Origin of the sequence: Chryseosolibacter indicum (genome assembly GCF_018598585.1) — a bacterium.
In the GTDB taxonomy this organism is placed as follows: domain Bacteria; phylum Bacteroidota; class Bacteroidia; order Cytophagales; family Cyclobacteriaceae; genus Chryseosolibacter; species Chryseosolibacter indicus.
On the sequence record NZ_JAHESD010000048.1, the window covers coordinates 1 to 21,710 of the forward strand.

The 21,710-nt window shown below is 41.1% G+C and carries 16 protein-coding genes; 2 read left to right on the forward strand and 14 right to left on the reverse strand.

The genetic code is table 11. The features are described 5' to 3' along the window. Positions 1-3: 3 nt before the first annotated feature. Positions 4-180 (reverse strand): hypothetical protein, encoded by a 177-nt coding sequence (locus tag KK060_RS17720; protein WP_254155112.1) that lies wholly within the window; start codon positions 178-180, stop codon positions 4-6. A gap of 172 nt (positions 181-352) precedes the next feature. Between KK060_RS17720 and KK060_RS17725 the strand changes: the two genes are divergently transcribed. Both KK060_RS17725 and KK060_RS17730 read left to right on the forward strand, forming a co-directional pair. Next, positions 353-2,719 (forward strand): ABC transporter permease, encoded by a 2,367-nt coding sequence (locus KK060_RS17725; protein WP_254155113.1) that lies wholly within the window; start codon positions 353-355, stop codon positions 2,717-2,719. Positions 2,720-2,852: 133 nt separating this feature from the next. Continuing rightward, positions 2,853-3,728 (forward strand): nucleotidyltransferase domain-containing protein, encoded by an 876-nt coding sequence (locus KK060_RS17730; RefSeq protein ID WP_254155114.1) that lies wholly within the window; start codon positions 2,853-2,855, stop codon positions 3,726-3,728. Between the two features lie 69 nt (positions 3,729-3,797). Here the strand turns inward: KK060_RS17730 and KK060_RS17735 are convergent, their stop codons facing one another. From KK060_RS17735 to KK060_RS17795, 13 genes are all read right to left on the reverse strand, one after another. Further along, on the reverse strand, positions 3,798-4,349 hold the full coding sequence (locus tag KK060_RS17735) for a cysteine hydrolase family protein (protein WP_254155115.1): 552 nt from the start codon (positions 4,347-4,349) through the stop codon (positions 3,798-3,800). Between the two features lie 92 nt (positions 4,350-4,441). Then, a complete protein-coding gene (locus KK060_RS17740; protein WP_254155116.1) occupies positions 4,442-4,732 on the reverse strand; it encodes a YciI family protein in 291 nt (96 codons plus the stop codon). Between the two features lie 55 nt (positions 4,733-4,787). Beyond that, entirely contained in the window at positions 4,788-5,261 is a 474-nt protein-coding gene (locus tag KK060_RS17745) for a nuclear transport factor 2 family protein (RefSeq protein WP_254155117.1), read from the reverse strand. Between the two features lie 140 nt (positions 5,262-5,401). Further along, entirely contained in the window at positions 5,402-6,661 is a 1,260-nt protein-coding gene (locus KK060_RS17750; RefSeq protein ID WP_254155118.1) for an MFS transporter, read from the reverse strand. A 310-nt stretch (positions 6,662-6,971) separates the two neighbouring features. Then, the gene (locus KK060_RS17755; RefSeq protein ID WP_254155119.1) at positions 6,972-7,418 is read right to left on the reverse strand and encodes an SRPBCC family protein; all 447 of its coding nucleotides are present in this window, start codon (positions 7,416-7,418) and stop codon (positions 6,972-6,974) included. Positions 7,419-7,904: 486 nt separating this feature from the next. Then, positions 7,905-9,908, reverse strand: a complete 2,004-nt coding sequence (locus KK060_RS17760; protein ID WP_254155120.1) for an FAD-dependent oxidoreductase — start codon at positions 9,906-9,908, stop codon at positions 7,905-7,907. A 90-nt stretch (positions 9,909-9,998) separates the two neighbouring features. Further along, a complete protein-coding gene (locus tag KK060_RS17765; protein WP_254155121.1) occupies positions 9,999-11,468 on the reverse strand; it encodes a RagB/SusD family nutrient uptake outer membrane protein in 1,470 nt (489 codons plus the stop codon). Between the two features lie 13 nt (positions 11,469-11,481). Then, positions 11,482-14,805, reverse strand: a complete 3,324-nt coding sequence (locus KK060_RS17770; RefSeq protein WP_254155122.1) for a TonB-dependent receptor — start codon at positions 14,803-14,805, stop codon at positions 11,482-11,484. A gap of 187 nt (positions 14,806-14,992) precedes the next feature. Then, entirely contained in the window at positions 14,993-16,090 is a 1,098-nt protein-coding gene (locus KK060_RS17775) for a FecR family protein (RefSeq protein ID WP_254155123.1), read from the reverse strand. Between the two features lie 120 nt (positions 16,091-16,210). Beyond that, complete coding sequence (locus KK060_RS17780; RefSeq protein ID WP_254155124.1) at positions 16,211-16,810, reverse strand: RNA polymerase sigma factor; 600 nt, start codon at positions 16,808-16,810, stop codon at positions 16,211-16,213. A gap of 180 nt (positions 16,811-16,990) precedes the next feature. Then, the gene (locus tag KK060_RS17785; RefSeq protein WP_254155125.1) at positions 16,991-19,906 is read right to left on the reverse strand and encodes a golvesin C-terminal-like domain-containing protein; all 2,916 of its coding nucleotides are present in this window, start codon (positions 19,904-19,906) and stop codon (positions 16,991-16,993) included. A 374-nt stretch (positions 19,907-20,280) separates the two neighbouring features. Next, positions 20,281-21,090, reverse strand: coding sequence for an SDR family NAD(P)-dependent oxidoreductase (locus KK060_RS17790; RefSeq protein WP_254155126.1), 810 nt, complete (start codon positions 21,088-21,090; stop codon positions 20,281-20,283). Positions 21,091-21,179: 89 nt separating this feature from the next. After that, complete coding sequence (locus KK060_RS17795; protein WP_254155127.1) at positions 21,180-21,707, reverse strand: YbhB/YbcL family Raf kinase inhibitor-like protein; 528 nt, start codon at positions 21,705-21,707, stop codon at positions 21,180-21,182. Positions 21,708-21,710 lie beyond the last annotated feature (3 nt).

A 21,710-nucleotide genomic window follows, 5' to 3' on the forward strand; every position in this document is an offset into this window, starting at 1 on the left:
GCTCTATATACTGTTGCCCTGCTTCTTCGTCGTATTATGGTCAGCGCCACCCGACTCATCCTTTTCATGCTTTTTTGCTGTCTTGCTACTTCCGTTCGGACCGCCCTTATGGTGCTGCCCCTGATGCGCTTTGATTTCCTGAGCGTCCTTTTTTTCTGGATGATCACCTTTCTGTCTCATAGTTGTAATCGTTTTACTGTAATCCTAGAAAAATTGTGCCCCGGCCGATACTTCTTACCCAAGTAGCATTTAAAATGCTTGTCAAAACATTTCACCGCTTTGCATCAAAAACGCTTAACGACATTTTGTAACATTCTATGTCGGGCGGCGTCTTCCCATAAATCCTTCGCTTATGCTAATTAGCTATTTTAAGACTGCAATCCGGAATTTTGTACGTCACAAATATTTTTCTCTACTGAACGTATTAGGTCTGGCTCTCGGCATGTCTGTCAGTCTTCTTTTTATTTCATTCTATTCCTTTGTTAGTTCTTTTGATGACTTCCACTCAAAGGGCGACAAAATCTACAGAATCATTTCAACGGTAGAGAAGGGCGTAAAGCGAACGGATCTGGCATCGGCGCCTTTTATTCTCACCAAAGTTTTAGAAAATGAAGTACCGGAAATAGAAGAGGTTGTTTGTATTAATGCTGCGTTCAGCAGCGTAGTTGTATCAAGTAAAGTAAATATACCGGTGCAAGGCTATTATGCTGACGACAATTTCTTCTCAGTCTTTGATTTTAAACTTATTCAAGGTAACCCCCGAACTGCCTTGTTAAAGCCAAACAGCATTTTACTGAAAGAATCAGTAGCTACCAAGTTAGGAAAATCGCGAGAACTTATCGGAAGCATGATCGAGATCGAAGGCGCAGGATTGTTTGAGGTTACAGGAATTGTAAAAGACGAGTCGCTTTCGCACTTCAGTTTTGAAGTGCTGGTGTCTATGAGTACATTACCTGACACCATTACTCAAAGATATATCGCAGGAGTATGGAAATCTTTTAGAGATCAGTACATATATATTCTGGCGTCTGACCAAACCAGACGCGAGAAACTTCAGGAATCTTTAGATCGTATTACGAATATCCTTAACGAGAAGGCAAGAGATTCAAGGATATCACTAAAATTGCAGGCATTAGCAGATATTACACCCGGCCCTGATCTGGAAAATTCTCTCGGGCCTGATACAGACTATTTATTAATCTTCATTTTCGGAACGATCTCTTTATTGATCCTTGCACCTGCATGCTTTAATTACAGCAACATTTTCATTGCCCGGGCATTAAAACGCTCTAAAGAAGTTGGATTGAGGAAGACAATGGGTGGCGCAAAGCTGCAAATCTTCGCGCAATTTATCGCAGAAACCGTGACCATGACTGTTATATCCCTTTTCGGTGCCTTGATCATCTTTTTTCTCATCCGACCGGAGTTTGAGGATATGATGCCCGGCAACTGGCTGGACCTGAGCTTGACGTGGGAAATGGTTGCCGTATTTCTGGTATTTGCAATTGCTACTGGTATGATCACTGGTGTTTTACCTGCATTACATTTTGCAGGTTTGAATCCTATTCAGTCACTGAAGGGCCTTTCTGTCAACAACAAATTTTCTCGAATGCGGATACGGAAGGTGCTTGTTGTATTTCAATTCGGACTATCTTTTTGCTTCATCGTCCTGATGTTCATATTTTCAAAACAATACCAATACAACCTTAATTACAATTACGGCTTTAATACTGATAACATTCTGGATGTTGAACTGCAGGGGCTTGATCCTGCAAAATTTGATGCTGAATTTTCAAGGCTTGCTGAAGTGCAAACTATTTCAAAGTCATCGGGAATATTGGGAATGTCATTTACAGAAACGTATGTGCGTGAACAATCAGGTAAGGATTCATTGGCAGTCGTGCAGTTGTTTGTCGATTCGAATTATATTGAAAACATGGATCTTTTGTTGGTTGCAGGACGCAATTTCCCTCCTGGCGATTTCACTCAAGAACGACATATAATTGTTAATGAAGAATTTGTTCATGCCTGGAATATTGATCATGCTATTGATGCAATCGGGAAGACCTTCCTGGTGGATGGAAACTACCTGGAAGTGATTGGTGTACTGAAAAACTTTCACTATGCACCATTGCATACACCTATCCGAAGTTTCTTCTTTAGAACGGATACAAGTCAATTTCGTTATGCAAATGTGAAATTAACCACGAACGACATTAAAAATACGATGACTTCCATGGAGAAGACCTGGAGTACACTTCACGATAGCAGAAAACTTGAAGCGAAATTTTTTGATGATGAGATGGAGGAATTTTACTTCTTTTATCGCAAGCTCTTGGAAATGATTGGATATTTAGGTGTACTGGCCATTTCAATTTCCGTGCTCGGACTTCTGGGGATGGTAATTTATACAACCGAATGGCGCACGAAGGAAGCCGGCATTCGCAAGGTATTCGGTGCCAGCGATTCGGGCATAGCATGGTTACTATCAAAAGACTTTTTAAAATTAATGTTCTACGCGATAGCACTGGGAATTCCGATAAGCTCTTGGCTCTTCGACGACTTTCTTTCAGCAATTCAATATTACCGTGTAAGCATCGGTATTTGGGATATCGTAATCAGTGTTGTAATATTCTTTGTGGTAGGTGTTTTGGCTATAGCCTCTCAGGTTCGGAAAGTAGCTGTTAAAAATCCAGTAGATACCCTAAGGTATGAATAACGGTGGCACTTAATACAGACCACGAAGAAATCACCATCAAATTCTTTCGGAAGCGGAAGCAAGAACCACCGCTATATAAATTTGTGACTTATGAAAAATTAGATGTATATCGCAGCGTGTGATCACATGAAGTATGTATACATTATCAAAAGAAAAACAAACTGCCCTAAAGGAAATTACTACCAGGCTGAAGGGCATTAAAGGAATTCAAGCAGTTGTGCTTGGAGGTTCGTACGCTGCAGGTCGTGCACACGAGAAGTCAGATCTGGATTTGGGTTTATACTATCGTGAAGACAATCCATTTGAAATTGAAGATATCAGAAGTTTTGTGAAAGATATATCGTTTAATGAAAACCCGGTCGTTACCGGATTTTATGATTGGGGACCGTGGGTTAATGGAGGTGCCTGGATGGAAACAAAAGTGGGAAAGGTTGATTTTATTTATCGCAATACCAACCAGGTTCAGAAAGTAATTGATGATGCCGGCGAGGGAAAATGGCATCACAGTTATGATCAGCAGCCTCCCTTTGGATTTCGGTCGACCATTTACCTGGCTGAAATAGAATGCAGCCAGATACTCTTTGATAACTCAAATGTATTGACGCATTTAAAGGAACAAGTGCGTACATACCCTGAAAAACTGTATCAAACTATTGTAGGCGATTGCCTTTGGTTAGCGGAATTTACGTTACAGCAATCAGCAAGTTCGGCGCTCTTGGGAGATGTTTATTCAGTAGTAGGCGATATAACGCGTGCGCTTAATTATATCGTGCAGGCTTTGTTTGCCCTTAACAAGAAATATCAAATTGGAGATAAGCATGCGATAAGTATAGTTGAAACATTTGAAAAGAAACCGTCAAACTTTAAGCAAAGAGTACAAAAACTGCTCGCCTCTCCGGGTTTGCTTACTCATGAACTAACAGCCGCAACAAAAGAACTTACATCGATATGGTTAGAAACCGTTTACTTGACTAATGGTGTCTACAACCCAAAGTTTACGCTTCATTAGATTCACTTACTCCGCTGAAACACAAGTTCGTCCAGTGATCTTAACAAGCAGGTTATAACAACTGTGCATTTACGATACAGATTGACGTAATTTGAGAAGGTAGTTTGCTTCGTCGACTACGTTAACTTTATGTTTGGTTGCTGAGAGTTCACGCCAGACCCAATTGTAGTGATCGATGACTTGTTTCGCCTTCAATGCAGGCCGATCTTGGGTAGTATGAGCGTTTGAAATAACAGTTACATTAAAATCATAAGTCAATGCCGACTTAATCGTTGCATCTACACAAAAATCAGTAGCAGACCCGGTAATAACTAACTCCAATACATTTAACTTTACTAATAGGTCTTTTAGCTCAGTTTTGTAGAAAGAGTCATTAGCAGTTTTCGAAATGACATGATCTACCTCCTTTGGCTGAAGATCAGAAAGAATCTCCCAACCTTTGCTTCCAGGAAGGTAACAGTTCTCCAACGTACCATCGTGCTGAATAAAAATCACGCTGTCTCCGTTCTTCCGGAAGGCTTGCGCTATATTATTTATCCTCGATACAACTTCATCCGCCTCGAAGGGTTTCTGCGGGAAGTAGGATTCATTCTGCATGTCTATAACCAATAATACTTTCATATCAACGAATAGGAAAGCCAATAATACAAAAAATCCACATTTTATGAATTTGATTCCTATCGTCGAACAAGGTGAGAAGCAACTGTTACAATCTAACTCATTAACACTGTTTTAAACTCTGGCTGATATTGAGAAGTGTTAAATTGGATGACAGAGGATTTTGCCAATTTATGTGAGATAAAGGGATCTTCGTTCATAATGGCTTCAACCTCCTCAAGGCTTCCGGCTTTCGCCAGAATAATGCCTACTGTTCTGGGCACCTTCCTTCCTGACATCATAAAGATCTTCTTGTCGTAGTACTTTTTGAGAAACTTCATATGAGCATTCATGTGATGATCGATCTGCTCAAGAGATACGATATAATGCAGGTTGACAATGAACATAACGGCTATTATTTCCGACACTTAAACTTTTAAGTAAAGTAGTCGATCGAAAAAACTAATGCAAGCTGATAACCCTCGTTATTCGCCATTTGTTATTTTCTCTTTTCCACAGGTGAATAAATTTAGCATAGTGGTCTGGGAATCCCTTCTGATTGATGTTCATAAATCCATGCAGGCCCATTTCAACGGCCCCATATCCTTTAATCTCATATACTTCGATACTGCCTTGCTTCAGTACTCTTTTTACTTTGCCACAAATATTGTTTTTGAGCGCTTCGTTTAATTTACTCTTTGAGGTAAGTAGCCCTCCCTGGTCGTGGTAGAATTCAAGATCCTCGCTGATCAATTCTTCCATTACATCGAGTTTGCAGTTGTTGTAGGCATCTTCCCAGGTTGCATCCATCGATACAATGCTGTCATATAACGACATCGGTATCGTTTCTTCTTCTGCCGGAAGCCCGGACCTGACAGTTGCAGAGATGAACAATGCAAAAATTGAAATAGCCGCAAAGCTGTACAGTTTTTTCATAACACGTTTTTAACAGCTCATTTCACTTTCTATGCCAATGCATTTCCGACGTTGAAATGAAGATATTTACCCTTCTGTTGTTCGAAAGGGAACACTCCTGTGTTCGATTACATACTGTGTTATTGAATGTATACCAGTGACTAATACTTTGTTCGATCCGTCAATGCTAATACTAGGCTGACAATACCAATGCTAAAGAAACTAATAACCAATGGAAAAACGCCATCCACGAGGAGTAGACTTATTACTGATCCCATTGATGCTCCAAAGGAAAAGAAAAGGGTTCCGTAAATGGAGGACGCCATTCCCGCCACAGCGCCCATAGGTTCAAGAGCCAGTGCGCTACTGTTAGGCTCAACCGCCAGATTAATCGCCAACATCAAGGCAACACAACCAAAAAATATTGCGATACCGGGTGGATCGCCAAAAGCGAGCGTCCAGGATAACAGGAAGGTTCCTATAATTGAATATGCGATAAGTAGTCCTTTAACAGAAAGTTTTGCGCCATACTTTGTTGAAAGACGCGAATTGAGCAGCGAGCAAAGAGACATCAGCAATCCAATGCCTGCGAAGATCCACGCGAAGAGTTCAGGTCTTCCGTAAATAGTCCCAACAATATGTTCCGAACTGCCAACATATGCGCTCAATGCGGTAAATAGTAATGTAGTAACTGTAGTGTAACGAAGAAAGGTTTTGTTACCGATAACTTTCCAAACGGAGAGGCTAACACTGGTCCAGCCCAACGACACACGTTTATCAGCCGGAAGTGATTCTTCCAATCGTAATGACCAGAGAAAAACCAATACGGCAAATATAGGTGGCGCGAGAAATACCATCTGCCACGACGCAACGGAAAGAATGGCCATGCCGAGGAACGGTGCAAGAACAGGTGTGAACAGGAATATGGTAAAGATAAGTGACATCGTTCTTGCCATCTGATTACCAACAAAGCGATCGCGAACGCCTGCGATGGTCGTCATAAAGACAGCAGAGGCACCCATGCCGGCGAAAAATCGTGCAGCAAGCATCAACATCAGGTTTGGTGCAAAAGTGGCTGCAACACCACCCACTATGTAGAGCGGGAATCCGATACGCAGAATGGCCAGCCTTCCATACCTGTCAGACAATATTCCAAACACGATCTGCACGATCTGGCCCATAAAGAAAAATGAAATGATTTGTGAAGGAGCTGTCGAATCAGGTCGAAGGCTAAGATGTTGACGCAACTCAGCAAACGCGGGAAGCATGATGTCTATGCCAAGAGCAGTGAGCATCATGGCAGAAGCGGAGAACGAAATGAATTCCGCAGCACTCATTTTCATCTGTTTCCTCGATAGCGCTATGCCTTCTGCTTTCTTCTGGTCATAACCTACTTCAACTTCCTTGGATGGTGCTCTCATGATTAATGCTTTGATTCACGCAAATATACCCGACGACTGAGAAACCAAGACTGGGTAAAAACGACATTCGGAGGGTTGTTTTAGACGATCTAAAAATATCCTCATTAGCAGTAGTGATCCGTTCTCAATTCAAGCCTGGAATCTTTCACGCTACTTAGTTTTTCATCCATAAAAGAAACAGTTCAAACACATGCCTGTAACACACAGCGATAGTAACAAAACGCTACATGTATTTTGACGCTGTGTTATAACGGAAAAAGCCCCACGGAATAGTGAAGCTCTCAACATTGGCTTAAACGGCAGATTACGTTTAAGCATCTGGTATCTCAGGTTCTACCAACTTCGTAAGCTTTTCAAGCGATTCCTGCCATCCCAGATAACACATTTCTGCAGGAATAGCAGCTGGAATTCCTTCTTGCAATATTTTTATTTCCGTACCTGCAATGGTTTTTCTAAACCATATAGATGTTGTTATTTCACCTGGCAGGTTAGGATCATCAAATTTATCCGTATACTTCAACAATTCATTTGGTTTTACTTCCACGTAAGTGCCACCGAATGAATGGCTATTACCCGTAGAGAAATTTGTGAATGACATACGGAATGTCCCCCCTGTTGTTGCATTCATTTCTTGGACGGTGCAAAGAAATCCATAGGGCGGCAACCATGATGCTATTGCAGGAGCTTGCGTAAATGCCCGAAATACCTTTTCGGGAGACGCTTTCAGTATTCTGTGAAGTGAAACACTGTTAGACATATTAAATCTATTTTATTACTTTCCTACTCTCAGGCTTTTCGGTAACGCCCGTTTTTTTTAGTGGTTACTGCTCCACTTTTTTTAAGATTAATTTAAACACCACTGGTATGTGTTGTATTACGTAAGCAAAGTTAAAACAGATCCATTTACCCAGGCAGGTGCCATTGCGGCAACGATGAAGGCAATTTGCGACGATTTTAATAAAGCAAACACCTAAATAAGAAGTCAAATTAGTGCGCTTGCTCTCGCCGACAAAACGATTTTGAGAAGTGAAAGTATGTACCCACCATTTTCACGTGGTCGTTGTAGGAGTAATCGAAAATACGTCATAATGCATTCCTTAGCTTCAACACCATCTAAAGTGTTTCGAATTACAACGGAAGAGAACTTATAAAAATATTAAAGAGAAGTAGTTATACTTCTCTTTAATATTTCAACTTGTTGCCTATTAATTGATGAGATGTGTTGCGCGGGATCATTAAGTGCTTACCTTGGCACCCATATTACCGCATCCGCCACTACTTTTCCATTTGATTCAGCCGATGATATTTCAACAAAACATTTTTTTCCTGCTGAGAAATAATACTTGCCTAAAGAAACCCATTCACCCGAAGTTTGTCCCTGTACGCTTACCTCTGACTCTTTAATAACTCTTGTGATCTTCTCTTTTTCTAGACTTACGGTTGTTAACATACTATCCGATATGCCTTTGATTTTAGGCACGTAAACAAAAACCTCATACTGACCCTTTACAGGGATCATTGGATTAAACCTTACGTTTGTGTTCTTACCCGCGCTATTATCGCCAACAAGATATGATGGACCATAACCACCTCTTAGTTCACGAGCCCAACTACCATTTATTTGTACTGCATCTTTATCGTCGTTGTCCACGAGGATTTCAAACACCTTTCCATTTACAAGAGGATCTTTCTTTAGCTTATCTTGCAATTTTTGAATGTCTATTTTTTGAATGTCAACCTTTGTGTCAATAGCCATTACTGCAGCGGTCGCTGCTGATTGGGCAAGTACCATAAATACTGGCTCCATCCGGATAGACCCGTAGGCAATATGAGTTGCCGAAAGACATACGGGCACAAATACATTGGTGCACTCTGCCTGGCGTGGAACAATTGAGCCATACGAAATAGGATATGGTCCGAAACCACCAACCTCAACGTTACCCTCGTTCTTTACCATGCCATTCACAACAACTCGCTGACAATTGTGTGAGTCCATTGTATACGCCGCCATACCTACCCCATCCTTTACAACTTCCCTCGCCTCACAATTTGCCTGCGACATAACATAAGCACCAATCATTCTTCTTGCCTCACGAACATACAATTGCGGAGACCAATTATTATTATCAGTGTACTCATCTTTAGGATAACCATACCTAAGCATATCCTTACGAAGCGCTTGGGGAACACGAGGATCGTGACCGAGGAAATACAGTAATCCTTTCGTGTAGCGCTCATGTTCCTTTACTATGGCAGCACGTTTTTCATAGGTGCCATCAGGATATTCGTAATTCATTCCAATCATATCTGAAGAAAAACCACCCCTGTTGTTGATATCCGTTTTGTTGTTGGGCATCTCGCTTACAATGAGATAATCATTTAGCTTCTGCTTCTCAGGAAAAGCTTTAAACAACCTGACAAGAAGTTCATAATGTGTTGAATCATATCCCTCTGGTCTTGCTACGGGAACCTGATTGGCAGGATCAGTAGACAAACAGATTCGGAAGTTATAAGCTTGCACCTTTTTATCTCCTGTACCATTAGTTGCCAAAGGAGCAGGACTAACACCCCACACCAAACCACTCGCAGGTTTACCAGGGATAACGTAGGGATCAATACCATCCGGAAACTGATGCCCCTCCATCAGTTGTACTCCGTTGATGGTCTCGTTATAATCCTTGTTATCCTCCCTGCCAACAGCATAGGAAATGCCAGCCTGCGCCATAAGGTCTCCTTCATAACCACAATCGATAAACATCTTCGCCTTAATAAGATCTGTAGTGCCTTTAGCAGGATCATCTGATTGTTCAAGCCCTATCTCAGAAACCCGTGTTCCTTCTTTATTCAGTTGTTTCAGTCGTCGATTATACAGCACATCCAATCGTGCTTGTTTTACATAATCGTTAAATATTGTTTCTGCTACCTTGGGCTCAAAGATCCATTGTTCAAACTTGCCATAATGACTTCCAATACGTCTGTAAAATTCCCTTGCTAGTCCGGTGATGGCATATTTGTTACCAATGTCAGTATAACCTAAACCGCCTGAGCTCATACCGCCAAGATGCTTTCCAGGTTCTATGAGTATGACTTTTTTTCCTTGCATTTTAGCGGTATACGCTGCGATGACACCCGCTGAGGTGCCACCATATACGCAAACGTCTACCTCATAAACTTTTTGCGCGATGAGATCTGTTGCAAGGGCGAAACAGAATATCAGAACAGCAATTGACTTATAGTATTTAATCATGATTTTCGTTTAGGAATTATACATTGTTCGCGCTTTGACCAAAGCTTTTAATTCTACAGATACTCAACGACGTTCTTCATCAATGTAAAATCAATACCCGGGATTTTGTTCCGTTACGTCTATAGCGTCGTTATTATCAATTTCAGCCTTAGGAATTGGCCACAGCAGATGTACATCTCTTACAGTTTTACCAGTTCCTTCCAAAACAAATTGCTTAAGCTTATCTATGCCCAGGCGTTTCAAATCAAGCCAGCGCTTTCCCTCCGTCATGAATTCATAAGCACGTTCTGTAAGAACTGCATTTCGAAAATCATCCATGCCGAGGCCCGCGAGATCAATCGTAGGATCAGGCGTATTGATATCTTTGCCATAAGCTCTTCTTCTAATTTTGTTAACAGCTTCAAAGGCTTCAGGTGTAGGATTGCCACCTGCAAGACTTGCTGCCTCTGCATATACCAGTAAAACATCGGCGTAGCGGAAAATAGGAAGGTCGTTGCCATTGGAAGCTGAACTAACCCCTGCTGGATCTTTAAATTTTCTAAATTGATACGGCTCATTGGTAGGTAGCTTAACTACTGCACCTGTTGTTTTGTGAATGTACTCAGAATACAGATTAAACTCTTTTCTCAAATCGCTATCACTCCAGTTCTTAATCAATGGAGAATTTGCCAAGCCATATACGGTTCTGAATCCTCCAGGTGAATAGCTTGTATTCTCAGCATGAATATATAGCAGGTACTGGAAGCCTTGATTTCCTGATCGGGAGTACTTCAGTGAGAAAATTTCTTCCGAGCTTGTAATAACATCTGGTCCGAATAACTTTTCAAAGTCCGCAACCGTACTTACAGGCACTAATGAATATAATTTTGAATCAATAACTTCTTTAGCCTTATCTCTCGCTACAGTCCAATTTCCTCGTGTGAGATGAACATCCGCTAAAAATATTTTAGCAGCCCACTTCGTTGGCCTTCCCGCTTCGCTTTGTGAAGAAGGAAGATCAGTTTCTGCGATGGCTAAATCTTCAAGTATAAATGCGTAAACATCATCAACAGAAGCTCTCGGAGTATGTTCAGAATCATCTTTTGATCTTTTAATTGGGACACCCCCCCAATTTCTTACCAGCGAGTAATACATAAAGGCTCTGAGAAAACGAGCTTCAGCAATAATTGCTTTCTTCTCATTTTCATCCATTGAAACCTTGGCAATGTTATCAAGAACAATATTTGCACGAAGAATAGCACGGTAAGATGCTGCCCATATTGTTTCCACACGGCTGATATTCGTACCATCCAATCCCTGGTATTCACTTATTGACGCATAGCTTCCGCGACCGTGCCCGTAGTCAGCATTTGCTTCCTGCTCAAGAAGGTAGACGGTTCCGTAGTTTCCAAATTCTCTTATCGGATCGTAGACTGCATAAATCGCTGCCAGAACATCTCCTCTATTCTTAAAGAATGTTTCTTCAGCAAGCCTGTCCTTTGGTTCTTCTTCAAGCTCATTACAGGAAATTGCTACGAAAATGAACGCAATTATTGTCAGTGTAAAATATATTCTCTTCATAAACAATTCAGATTTAGAAAACTAAATTCAATCCAAAAGTATAAGTACGTGCATTAGGGTAACTGGTCTGATCGATTCCCAACGCAATAGAAGACTGGGTTATCCTTGTGCTCACTTCAGGGTCGTACCAGGAATAACCGGTGAGTGTTAAGAGATTTTGAGCACTTGCGTAAATATGTGCAGACTTTAACCAATTGAGTTTAAGATTGGTTACTGGAAGGTTATAGCCAAGCTTTACATTTTTAAGACGAAGGAACGAACCATCTTCAATAAATCGATCAGACTCACGGAATTTTGTATTTACACTGATGCGAGGATTTGGCGCATTAGGGTTAGGATTTTCGGGTGTCCAGTGGTTGAGTATGTCCCGGACCTGGTTCTCGCCAAAGTTGAATCCATCGGCGTGGTTGGCAAGATTAAAATTGAAAATATCGTTACCCTGTACACCTTGAAAAAACACATTGAGCGTAAAATTCTTAAAAGAGAAATTATTATTGAATCCGTAAATAAAATCCGGGTTAGGATCGCCGATAATAGTACGATCAAGGTTATTTAACACCCCATCAGGCGTTACATCTTTGTACTTGATATTTCCTTGAGCATCAAGTCCATCTTCAACGTATCCAAAAAAAGCACCTACAGGGCTACCTTCCCTTACAATGTTAACACTAACACTTAAGGGAACGGACAAACTCGCAGAACTAAAAACGTCGCTTCCTCCTGCCAGTTTTACTGCTTCATTTCGATTAGCCGAGAAGTTAGCAGAAGCATTCCATTTAAAATCGCTTCTAAGAATATCTGCACCCAGTGTTAATTCAATACCTGAGTTTCTTATCTCACCAATATTCCTTGTCTCATTGATATATCCGGACGATGTAGGTAAAGGAACTGTAGCAAGTAGGTCTGTCGTATTTTTTATGTAGTAGTCAGCAGTTAATGTAATTCTTTCATTGAAGAATCCAACGTCAACTCCAATGTCAGTTTGAGTTGTGGTTTCCCAACGTAAATCCTGGTTAGGTTTTGTTTGTCCTGGTGCATATCCTGTGTAAAGATTATCATTCAGCACGATAGGTGCGGAGTTCAACGTGTTCAGTGTCTGATACGGAGAAATGGCGGTATTACCGGTTTGTCCCCAACTTGCCCGTAATTTTAAATTAGAAACAGCACCGATGTTTTTAATAAAATCCTCTTCTGAAATTCGCCATGCCACTGCCGCAGATGGAAAGTACCCCCATTTATTAGCATCTCCGAAACGGGAGGAGCCATCAGCTCGCATGCTGGCAGTAATGAGATATTTATCATTAATCGAGTAGTTTGCACGTCCCAGCCAGGACATTAAAGTCCATTCGCTCACAGAAGAATTGGGAGGCGATATAACTGTTCCCGATTGAAGGTTATTATTCAGCAACTGATCATTAGGAAAGCCGCTTGCTCCAGAAGAATTAAATTTATACGCTTCCGACTGATACGTAAAACCTCCGGTAAGTCCGAGTACGTGTGTATCAAAAACGGTTTTTGTATAAGTAAGTATGTTCTCGTTCAGATAAGTTACCCTATCTTCAAAGGAGTTATAAGCATTACCGGAAGGAGTAAGCTTGAAAATGCTGGGTGAATAGTAGTCATTTCTTGTATTTGCGTAGTCAGCTCCACCCGACACGCGCAGTGTTAACCCTTCAATAAATTCATAACTTAAAGAAAGATTCATCAAAGCAGATGATCTTGTAGATCGGTTGAGTCTTTCCAGTGCAAGAGCAACAGGATTTTCAGCAGCATTGGAGCTAAAAGGATAGGGTGTAACGTTGGAGTACTTACCATTGACATCTTTTGCAGGCACCGTTGGAGGTGCTGTGAGTGCTGCAGAAACAACACCATCGCCGCGAGAGGCATTATCGTTACTTAAAGTGTTGCCTACCGAACGAGTTAGAATACTTGTGTAAGCAACTTTGAACTTATCACTTATATTTTGACTGAAGTTTGCCCGTAAAGAACCGCGTGTATAATCAGACCCGATAATAACCCCATCTTGTTGGAAGAAGCTACCCGAGACAGAGTAAAGCGATTTGTCTGTGCCTCCTGAGAAAGTTAACACGTGATTCTGTATTGGTGCAGTACGGAAGATTTCATCCTGCCAGTCAGTGCCTTCACCAAAAGAAGCAATCTGTTCATTTGTAAAGTACGGCGCGATATCATCATTCTTGGCACGTTCATTCGCCAGTAATGCAAATTCTGTTGCATTTAGCATATCAACCTTTTTAATTACCTGCTGAAAGCCAACGTAAGTATCGAATGCCACCTGGCTTGTACCCTTCTTTCCTCCTTTTGTTGTGATCAACACAACGCCATTAGCGCCACGTGATCCATAGATGGCTGTGGCTGAAGCATCCTTTAGTATTTCAAGAGATTCTATATCTGCGGGATTTAGATGCGTAGGACTTCCGGAAATTGCAAAGCCATCAATTACATATAAGGGCTCGTTGCTGCCGAGCATCGAATTACCACCGCGTATTCTCATGCTTAATCCAGCACCTGGTGCGCCGGATGACTGGATCACTTGTACTCCCGCTGCCCTTCCAGACAAACCCTGCATTGCATTTACTACAGGAAATGCATTCAACTCATTGTTATTAACCGAAGCGACGGATCCGGTAAGATCAGACTTCTTTACTTCTCCATAGCCGACCACAACAACTTCATCAAGTGAGGTGACATCCGGAGTCATCGCTATATCAATCTGTGTTTGTGCTCCTACTGATACTTCCTGAGTCACATATCCTATAAATGAAAACACCAGAATTGCATTCTGATCGGAAACATTAATAGCATATTTACCGTCACCATCTGTAGTTATACCATTCGTTGTACCTTTTACCATTACGTTTACACCGGGAAGTGGCTGACCTAATTCATCCCTTACAGTACCGGTAATTGAAAGTAAGGCCATGCTATCGTCAAATGAGCTAGCGTCTGATTGAGCTGATTGTTTACGGGTAAGAATAATCTGATGCCCTTCAGCTTCGAATTGAATATGGTAAGGTTCTAATAATCGCTGCAGGACATCAGATAGTCTTTCGTTATTAACTTCAAGATTTACTTTGATGGATGTCGGAATGAGTTGAGATTCGTACATGAACTTGGTGTCAGTTGCACGTCCTATCTTTTGCAAGGCGAGTCGTAAGGAAATCTCCTCTGACTTAACACTGAATTTTCTATCTAATACCTGTGCATCTAGTTCAGTTGCGTGGGCTACACTGAACACAATACCAGCAAACAGGATTTGAAGTAATGAAATTCTCATAATGAACAATAGTTGTCCATGAACCTTTAGTTCTTTTTTCATACTTTTGAAAAGGTTTGTCTTAATGTTTAGGAATTGAGGCAAATACACCCGCATCCCGCCAAGGATATATCGGGTGATTTTATGGCCGATGATGTTCGAGCATCATCGGTTTCTTTTTATAAAAGGCTATTATGTCTGCATAGGCATAGGTTGTTTAATTGGTTTTATCTGGGCGTTTTTCTTTCAATCACTCTGTGCATCCTTTACCATACACAATGATTTGTGAGTCCATGATTTGATAAGTAGCATTAATGGTCTTACATATAAGTTTAAGCTTTTCGTATAGAGTAATATCATTGAGTGAAGCATTTAAAGAACAATTAACAAGGGCTTGTTCGTCATATACTATCGTTACACCGTATGCTTCTTCAATTGATTTAAACACCTCGTGAATTGGTGCATCGTGAAATTCAAAATCCTGCTTTGCTATCGGTGTGAGTACGGCGGGATTTTCTACCAATGATTTTGTTAATCTCATTGCTTTTCTTTCATAAACAACTTGTTGATTAGGTGTAAGCACAACGCCATGTACAACCGGGTCTGATGTATCATTTAATGTCTCATGTGCCTCTTCGGAGCTCCGGAATACTGAAACCTTACCCGACTTTACCTGCACGCGGATCTCGCGCTCGCTTTCAAAATTTCTGACAATAAAACTGGTCCCTAACACCCTTGTTACTATCTCATTCGAATGAACTAAAAAAGGTTTAGACGGATCACGGCTGACCTCAAAAAACGCCTCTCCTTCCAGGTAGACTTCTCTTCTATCTGCAACAAACTGATTGGGATATTTTAATTTACTTCCAGGTTGTAGAATAATAGAACTACCATCCACTAATAAAACAGTCTTCGGCGTACTACTTGTATTGTGCTGCGAGATCAGGTTGTGACTCTCTGCGCTCGATGACTGATGTATCTGCTTCTTGTTCGAGAGCCGCAATCCCCCCCATAAAGCAATGCATAGAATAAAGACCACTGCAGCCCAACGGCGCCACGGCTTCCAAAGAAATTTCACCTTATCCTCTGCTTCAGCTTGTGTCGATTCATAGATTCGGTTCCATAGCTCTTTTTGCTTCCCGGTGGGCAGGTCGTATTGCTCCTCTTCGAGCACTGCAAGAACCATAGCACGTGCCTCCTCAAAAATCTCCTGTTTATCAGGATTGTTACTGAGCCAGTTACGCCAATAGACGTTTAACTCTATATTACTATCACGGTCTTTTACCCATTTTATAAACAATACATTTTGCGCCAGTTCAGCAGCTTTCTGATCCCGATGTTCTTCCATAACTATTAGCGAGACGCTCACTCACTTTAATACAAAAGCAGCATTCTCCGTTTTTAACTCAGTTGAACTTATTTTTTTTAATTTAAATAGAATCTCTGTATGAGATGAAGGTCTCCTCCTTTAGATAAGAAAGAAGAAGAAGAGAATTGAAATAGTAAGTTTTAAATAGTGTCGCAGGTGTTCAAGGCCACGTTGCACCAAATTCCGTGCAGATTGAGTGTTTACGTTTAAGATAGCTGCAATTTCTTCGTATGATAGCTCATCATAAAATTTGAGTACCAGCGCTTCATACTGCCGCGGTGAAAGATCATTCAAAAACTTTTTTAACCTTAAAACTTGCGTGTTACGTGCTTCAATATCAATAAGCGTTTGTTCTGCCGAAGGATCGGCAGATGTCAATGCATTCTCTATACCCTCTATTCGGCTTTCGAATAAATCATTGCCACGACTGTTGCGCAGAATGCGCCTTCTGAGAGAACTATACAGGTAGAACCGAACAGATGTTGTTGACGAAATATTTTCCCTGGATTTCCATAAGTCTACAAAGAGGTCATGTATAGCGTCTTCCAGCTCAGGTGTTTCTGTTCCTATTTTCCTTCCATAATTATAAAGGAGCTTTGCATAATTATTGTAGAGCCATTCAAGAGATGCAACACTGCCCTCCCTCATGGCATCCCAATGCTTCTGCTCCTCAAAATCGTGGCTTAAAGATTCTCGCATAAACTTAAAGTTAATTACGAGAATTTTTGGTTTAAAAACAATTTCAAACGGTTTAACGATAAAATTTAGCAATTATATAACCAGGCCTTTTCTTCTTTAAATGCATTCAACTTTTGATTTAATAAATAAACAAAAGCCAGTGAGGCATCACTAGCTTTTGTAATTTTCACAGCATTTAACTTATTCAATGACAAGTTTTTTGGTAAAAGTCTCTTTTGTGGTATTGATTATTACCGTGTAAAGCCCCGGTTTCAGGTTATCTATTTTAATTTCATCACTTGCACTTACTCCTTTCTTATCTAAAACCACTTCAAAGGGATCAATAATCTTTATATTAATATGTGAATCGTAATTATCCGGGAAGTTTACCTTAATAAGGGTCCGAGCAGGATTAGGGTACAGGGCAAAAGGTTCTCCCTGATTAGAAAGCTGCTGTTCGCTTATAGATGTTAAACTAGTTGGTGCGGAAGAGTGAACAATATCAATTGGTACATTAGTGGCTCTGTTAGGATCTGATGTCCAACGAACAGACACAGTCCATTCTCCATTTACAGGCAAGCTCGGCGTATAGGTAACTCTTTTGCTACCTTTCCCGGTATTTCCATCATGCAAATAATTGGTCCCTTGATAGCCCGGGCTGGCACTGCTTGTTGTCCATGCACCTTCTATAGCAACACCACTTGTTGACGAGTTATCAAGGACAATATCACTTTGACCTGATTTAGAAAACTTGACCGCATCTGCTACAACGTATCCATTGGTGAAGTCAGTCCGTATTCTCACAAAACCATTTGTGCCTGAGTCAAAATAGAAATTACCAAGCACCTGCATGGTGCCGCCATTCTGCTTTTGATTCACGTTAACGGTAGTTGTTATGCCTTGACTGGTTCCATTAATAAATACAGTATCTTGATGGGCATCAGTAGATCCATCATCATCTGTTACAGTAAGGGTAACTATATAACTTCCAATTGAAGAATACGTATGGCTTGCGTTTATTCCTGAGCCTGTCTCACCATCTCCAAAGTTCCACGCATAAGCAACTATATTACCATCTGCGTCTGAACTCCCGATTGCATCAACATTAATATCCGTGTTTTCTATATTCGTAGAGAAGTGTGCTGTGGGAGGATTGTTTCCAGTTTCTTCAGACCGCAAAGCAAACTTAACTGCATCTGCTACCACGTAGCCATTCGCTCTATCATTGAGGATTATGATATTACCGGTAGTCCCGGCATTAAAATTAAAGCTACCGAGTTCTACCCACGTGCTACCATTGTGACGCTGGTTTATAAAGAGATCGGTCGTACCGCCGGCGTGATTGACCTGGATTGGAACATTTGAAGCGCGGTTTGGTGCGGATGTCCAGCGAATAGAGACATGATAGTTTCCTGATAGAGGTAGGTTTGGTGAATAACGCGCTTTCTTTCCACCTGCAACTCCGGTATTCCCATCCTGTAAATAATCTGCTCCATAATAGCCTGGACTTCCCGTGCTTGATGACCATGATCCTGTGAGCGCGGCAGTATTATTATCATTAATGAGTACAATAGAAGAGGGTACATCAGAAGTCTCAGCAGAATTACGACTTACCTTTTCTCCTACCGCCGAAACCACGTAGTAATATATAGTTCCATTGGTTACATTGCTGTCAGTATAAGTAGTGTTCGTTACGTTTGAAGCTATAACTGTATAAGGTCCTCCCTTGGTAGACGACCGCTTGATATTGTATCCGGAAGCTCCTACTGAAGCACCCCAACTTAAAGATACTTGTGCATTGCCTCCTGTAGCTACCAGAAATAAAGGTATGTCGGGAGTAAAACCTACCCCTTCTGTTGTTGCGCTTACTGGACTGCCTATAGTAGCAGTTCCACCAGCACCATTTGATGTTATAGTATAATAGTACGTTGTAGCTGGAATAGCCGTTGTGTCAGAATAAGTTGTTGATGTGACTCCGGAAGCAATTACAACATAAGGTCCACCACTATTAAAAGAGCGACTTACAGTATAATTATTTGCAGTATTAACTCCAGACCATGATAAATTAATTTGATGGGATGTAACGGCATGAGCAATAACGCCTGAGGGTTGAGGTTGATTGTTGTCTCTGGTATCCTTCAACCAATCTTGTAAGAACTGTCCCTGGTTCTCACCACCCATAAGATTCCAATTCCAGTCAAAATACTGCGGTTTCCAGTAGTTATCAAAAATATATCCCGTCCAACTAATATGAGGTCGTGCATCAATGTATTGTCGGAATGGAACGCCCCATCCTGAAGTGGTTCCGTTAGTTACCCCGTCAGAATAATTTGCATGTTGATTCCATCCAAATTCAGTTATCATTACAGGAATAGACTGCGCAGCTGTACCAAATTTTGAATTGAGATTATTTTCACTTGCAGCTCCCTGGTTAGGATAAATATGATAAACATAAACCAGGTCGTTGCCTGCAATAGGATCAGTCACGGCCTGATTTACCCTTGTGCTCCACTGAGGGTTTCCAACCAGGATAAGGTTTGGAGCCACTGCTCGGATATTTTGGATAACAGGCTGGATGAACTCCTTCCAGCATGTCCAACAATCCGGGCTGATAGGTTCGTTAAATACTTCGAAAATTACATTTGGCGTATTGGCATAGCGAGGTGCTACATAATTCCAGAACTCAAGCACCTGCTCTTGTGAAATTCCACCACTGCCATTGTAATCAAAATTAGAAACAAAATGAAGGTCGACAATGATATAAAGACCTTTGGCGATTGCTTGTTGAACGTACGGATCTATGATGGCTGCAAAACTCTTGGCAGGATCACTTACTTTCGCTGTTGTAACCTGTAACCGTACTACCCTTGAATTCCACCCTGCAGAAGCATCTGCCTGCCAGGTAAGCATTTCGCTAATGGGTTTACGATTACAAGTTGTACATTCGTTGTTGTGTTCAGGCGCAAGTACTGATACGCCACGTAGTGTAACCACATTTCCTGCCTCATCCACGATCTGGTTGCCATTGACGTGAAGCCAGGATACTTGTGCGAACGCCTGCGTAATGAATAGCAGAAAAAACAAAATGTAAAAAGAGCATAGTTGTCTGGTATGCATAACAAATGATTTTAAGTTTGACAATACGATATCATCCCCTGGTTTTTAAGCAGCGGTGATCTTTTATGAACATTCAGATGCAGTGGGTAAAAAAGGCATAGCAATTCCTTGACTATGATATGCACCTAGTCAGATGAATGCTTCATTTAAATAAGGTTGGATTTTTACGTGTTGAGATTCTTCATGTGCTTAAGTTTAGTTGTTTGGAAAGATGAACTTGTATCAATTATTCTAAATAAATTACTGCTTCTTGATACATTTCAATCGTTACCATAATAGAAGCACGTCTTGAAGTTTTTAACTCACTTTAAATATTTTTTTTATTTATCAAGCGCGTAATTGATTGCACGATTCGTGATATAATGATAATCAGTTTAGCAAAAAAGATACGGGGTTAAGATGTCGTTAGTTAACTTCCAAAGTTTCCTTCTGGTAGGAACATCATACACCTGAGGGATCGCCTTGGACAGACGTTTACTGTTATAATAACACCCCGTCTCCTTAATCTTTAGCAAGCCTTCCACTGCAGATGCCCCCTCTTCAACAGTACTCATTACATAACTACGATCCATAACCATTTTTGTATTCATTAATGTGGCTGGATGGAGCGCATTTACTGTGATACCTTTCCCCTTCAACCGCTCTGCAAGATCAAAAGTGTACATGATCAAAGCCGCCTTGCTTTTACTGTAGGCGGAAAAGCTCTCATAATATTTTTCCATCATAAAATCTGAAAAATCCAAAGCCCGTTGGGCAGCAGATGCTACGTTGATTATTTTGCTGGATTGTAAGCTCATAATGGCGAGTAATTTTTCCGTCAATAGCACCTGAGCAAAGTAGTTCACAGCCAATGTCAGTTCAATGCCATCTGTATTCACTTCGCGTTTTGATAAAGCCGTTCCCGCATTGTTTATGAGTATATCAATCCTTTTATCCTCATTTAATAGCCTTATGCCTAAAGCGTTTACATCACTTAATAAAGAAAAGTCAGCATTGTAATAATGGATATTGGGATTACCTGTTCTATGCTTCAAATCACGAAGAACTTCTTCTCCTTTTGTCATATTCCTACCGTGAATAAGTAAGTGAGCGCCTTGCTCAGCGAGATGCATTGCCACCAATTTTCCTAGACCATCTGTGGCTCCTGTTATAAAAATAGTTTTGCCTGACACAGAATTTTCCATTCTTATCTTAAATGTTTTTAACTCAATATTCTTAATAAAGAAATACTCCGTAGCTATACGCTACGGAGAAGATATTAGCTCAAGATTGCTTACTGCTGAGCATATACAACTAACGAAGCTTTTGCAATTGTGTTCATGTTAAGCAAAAAGCCAGTTAGCGCTGCGCTTGCGTTTTCGGTTGCTTGTATCGTTTCGCTAAGTGCATGTACGGTAAAGATGTACCGGTGAAGTTGCCCTGGCGGAGGACAGGGCCCATAGTACCCCTTAACACCCGCATCATTTAATCCACCAACTGCTTCGTTGGGCAGCTGATTTTTTAATAGACTTCCTGAGTCTGTACTAAGAAATGTAAGCGTGGCCGGAATGTTATATACGACCCAATGCCATAAACCACTGCCTGTTGGTGCGTCCATGTCATACATTGTTAATGCAAACGCCTTCGTTTCTTTCGGCGCATTTTCCCAATGCAATTCCGGGGAGATATTTTCTCCGGCGCAATCAGTAGCAAAATGTTTTTTCGTAAACTGACCTCCCAGATCCTTGCTTCTTAGGGTGAACGTCGCCGCCGCCTCTGTGCTTACAGCTGCAACTGCTCCCGATGTTTTTCCTTTTTCCATTTT

What these genes read in the sequence shown, in the direction of transcription:
- KK060_RS17720 (WP_254155112.1), bottom strand. Translation starts at nt 180, where the DNA reads ATGAGACAGAAAGGTGATCATCCAGAAAAAAAGGACGCTCAGGAAATC.
- KK060_RS17725 (WP_254155113.1), top strand. Translation starts at nt 353, where the DNA reads ATGCTAATTAGCTATTTTAAGACTGCAATCCGGAATTTTGTACGTCAC.
- KK060_RS17730 (WP_254155114.1), top strand. Translation starts at nt 2,853, where the DNA reads ATGTATACATTATCAAAAGAAAAACAAACTGCCCTAAAGGAAATTACT.
- KK060_RS17735 (WP_254155115.1), bottom strand. Translation starts at nt 4,349, where the DNA reads ATGAAAGTATTATTGGTTATAGACATGCAGAATGAATCCTACTTCCCG.
- KK060_RS17740 (WP_254155116.1), bottom strand. Translation starts at nt 4,732, where the DNA reads ATGTTCATTGTCAACCTGCATTATATCGTATCTCTTGAGCAGATCGAT.
- KK060_RS17745 (WP_254155117.1), bottom strand. Translation starts at nt 5,261, where the DNA reads ATGAAAAAACTGTACAGCTTTGCGGCTATTTCAATTTTTGCATTGTTC.
- KK060_RS17750 (WP_254155118.1), bottom strand. Translation starts at nt 6,661, where the DNA reads ATGAGAGCACCATCCAAGGAAGTTGAAGTAGGTTATGACCAGAAGAAA.
- KK060_RS17755 (WP_254155119.1), bottom strand. Translation starts at nt 7,418, where the DNA reads ATGTCTAACAGTGTTTCACTTCACAGAATACTGAAAGCGTCTCCCGAA.
- KK060_RS17760 (WP_254155120.1), bottom strand. Translation starts at nt 9,908, where the DNA reads ATGATTAAATACTATAAGTCAATTGCTGTTCTGATATTCTGTTTCGCC.
- KK060_RS17765 (WP_254155121.1), bottom strand. Translation starts at nt 11,468, where the DNA reads ATGAAGAGAATATATTTTACACTGACAATAATTGCGTTCATTTTCGTA.
- KK060_RS17770 (WP_254155122.1), bottom strand. Translation starts at nt 14,805, where the DNA reads ATGAAAAAAGAACTAAAGGTTCATGGACAACTATTGTTCATTATGAGA.
- KK060_RS17775 (WP_254155123.1), bottom strand. Translation starts at nt 16,090, where the DNA reads ATGGAAGAACATCGGGATCAGAAAGCTGCTGAACTGGCGCAAAATGTA.
- KK060_RS17780 (WP_254155124.1), bottom strand. Translation starts at nt 16,810, where the DNA reads ATGCGAGAATCTTTAAGCCACGATTTTGAGGAGCAGAAGCATTGGGAT.
- KK060_RS17785 (WP_254155125.1), bottom strand. Translation starts at nt 19,906, where the DNA reads ATGCATACCAGACAACTATGCTCTTTTTACATTTTGTTTTTTCTGCTA.
- KK060_RS17790 (WP_254155126.1), bottom strand. Translation starts at nt 21,090, where the DNA reads ATGGAAAATTCTGTGTCAGGCAAAACTATTTTTATAACAGGAGCCACA.
- KK060_RS17795 (WP_254155127.1), bottom strand. Translation starts at nt 21,707, where the DNA reads ATGGAAAAAGGAAAAACATCGGGAGCAGTTGCAGCTGTAAGCACAGAG.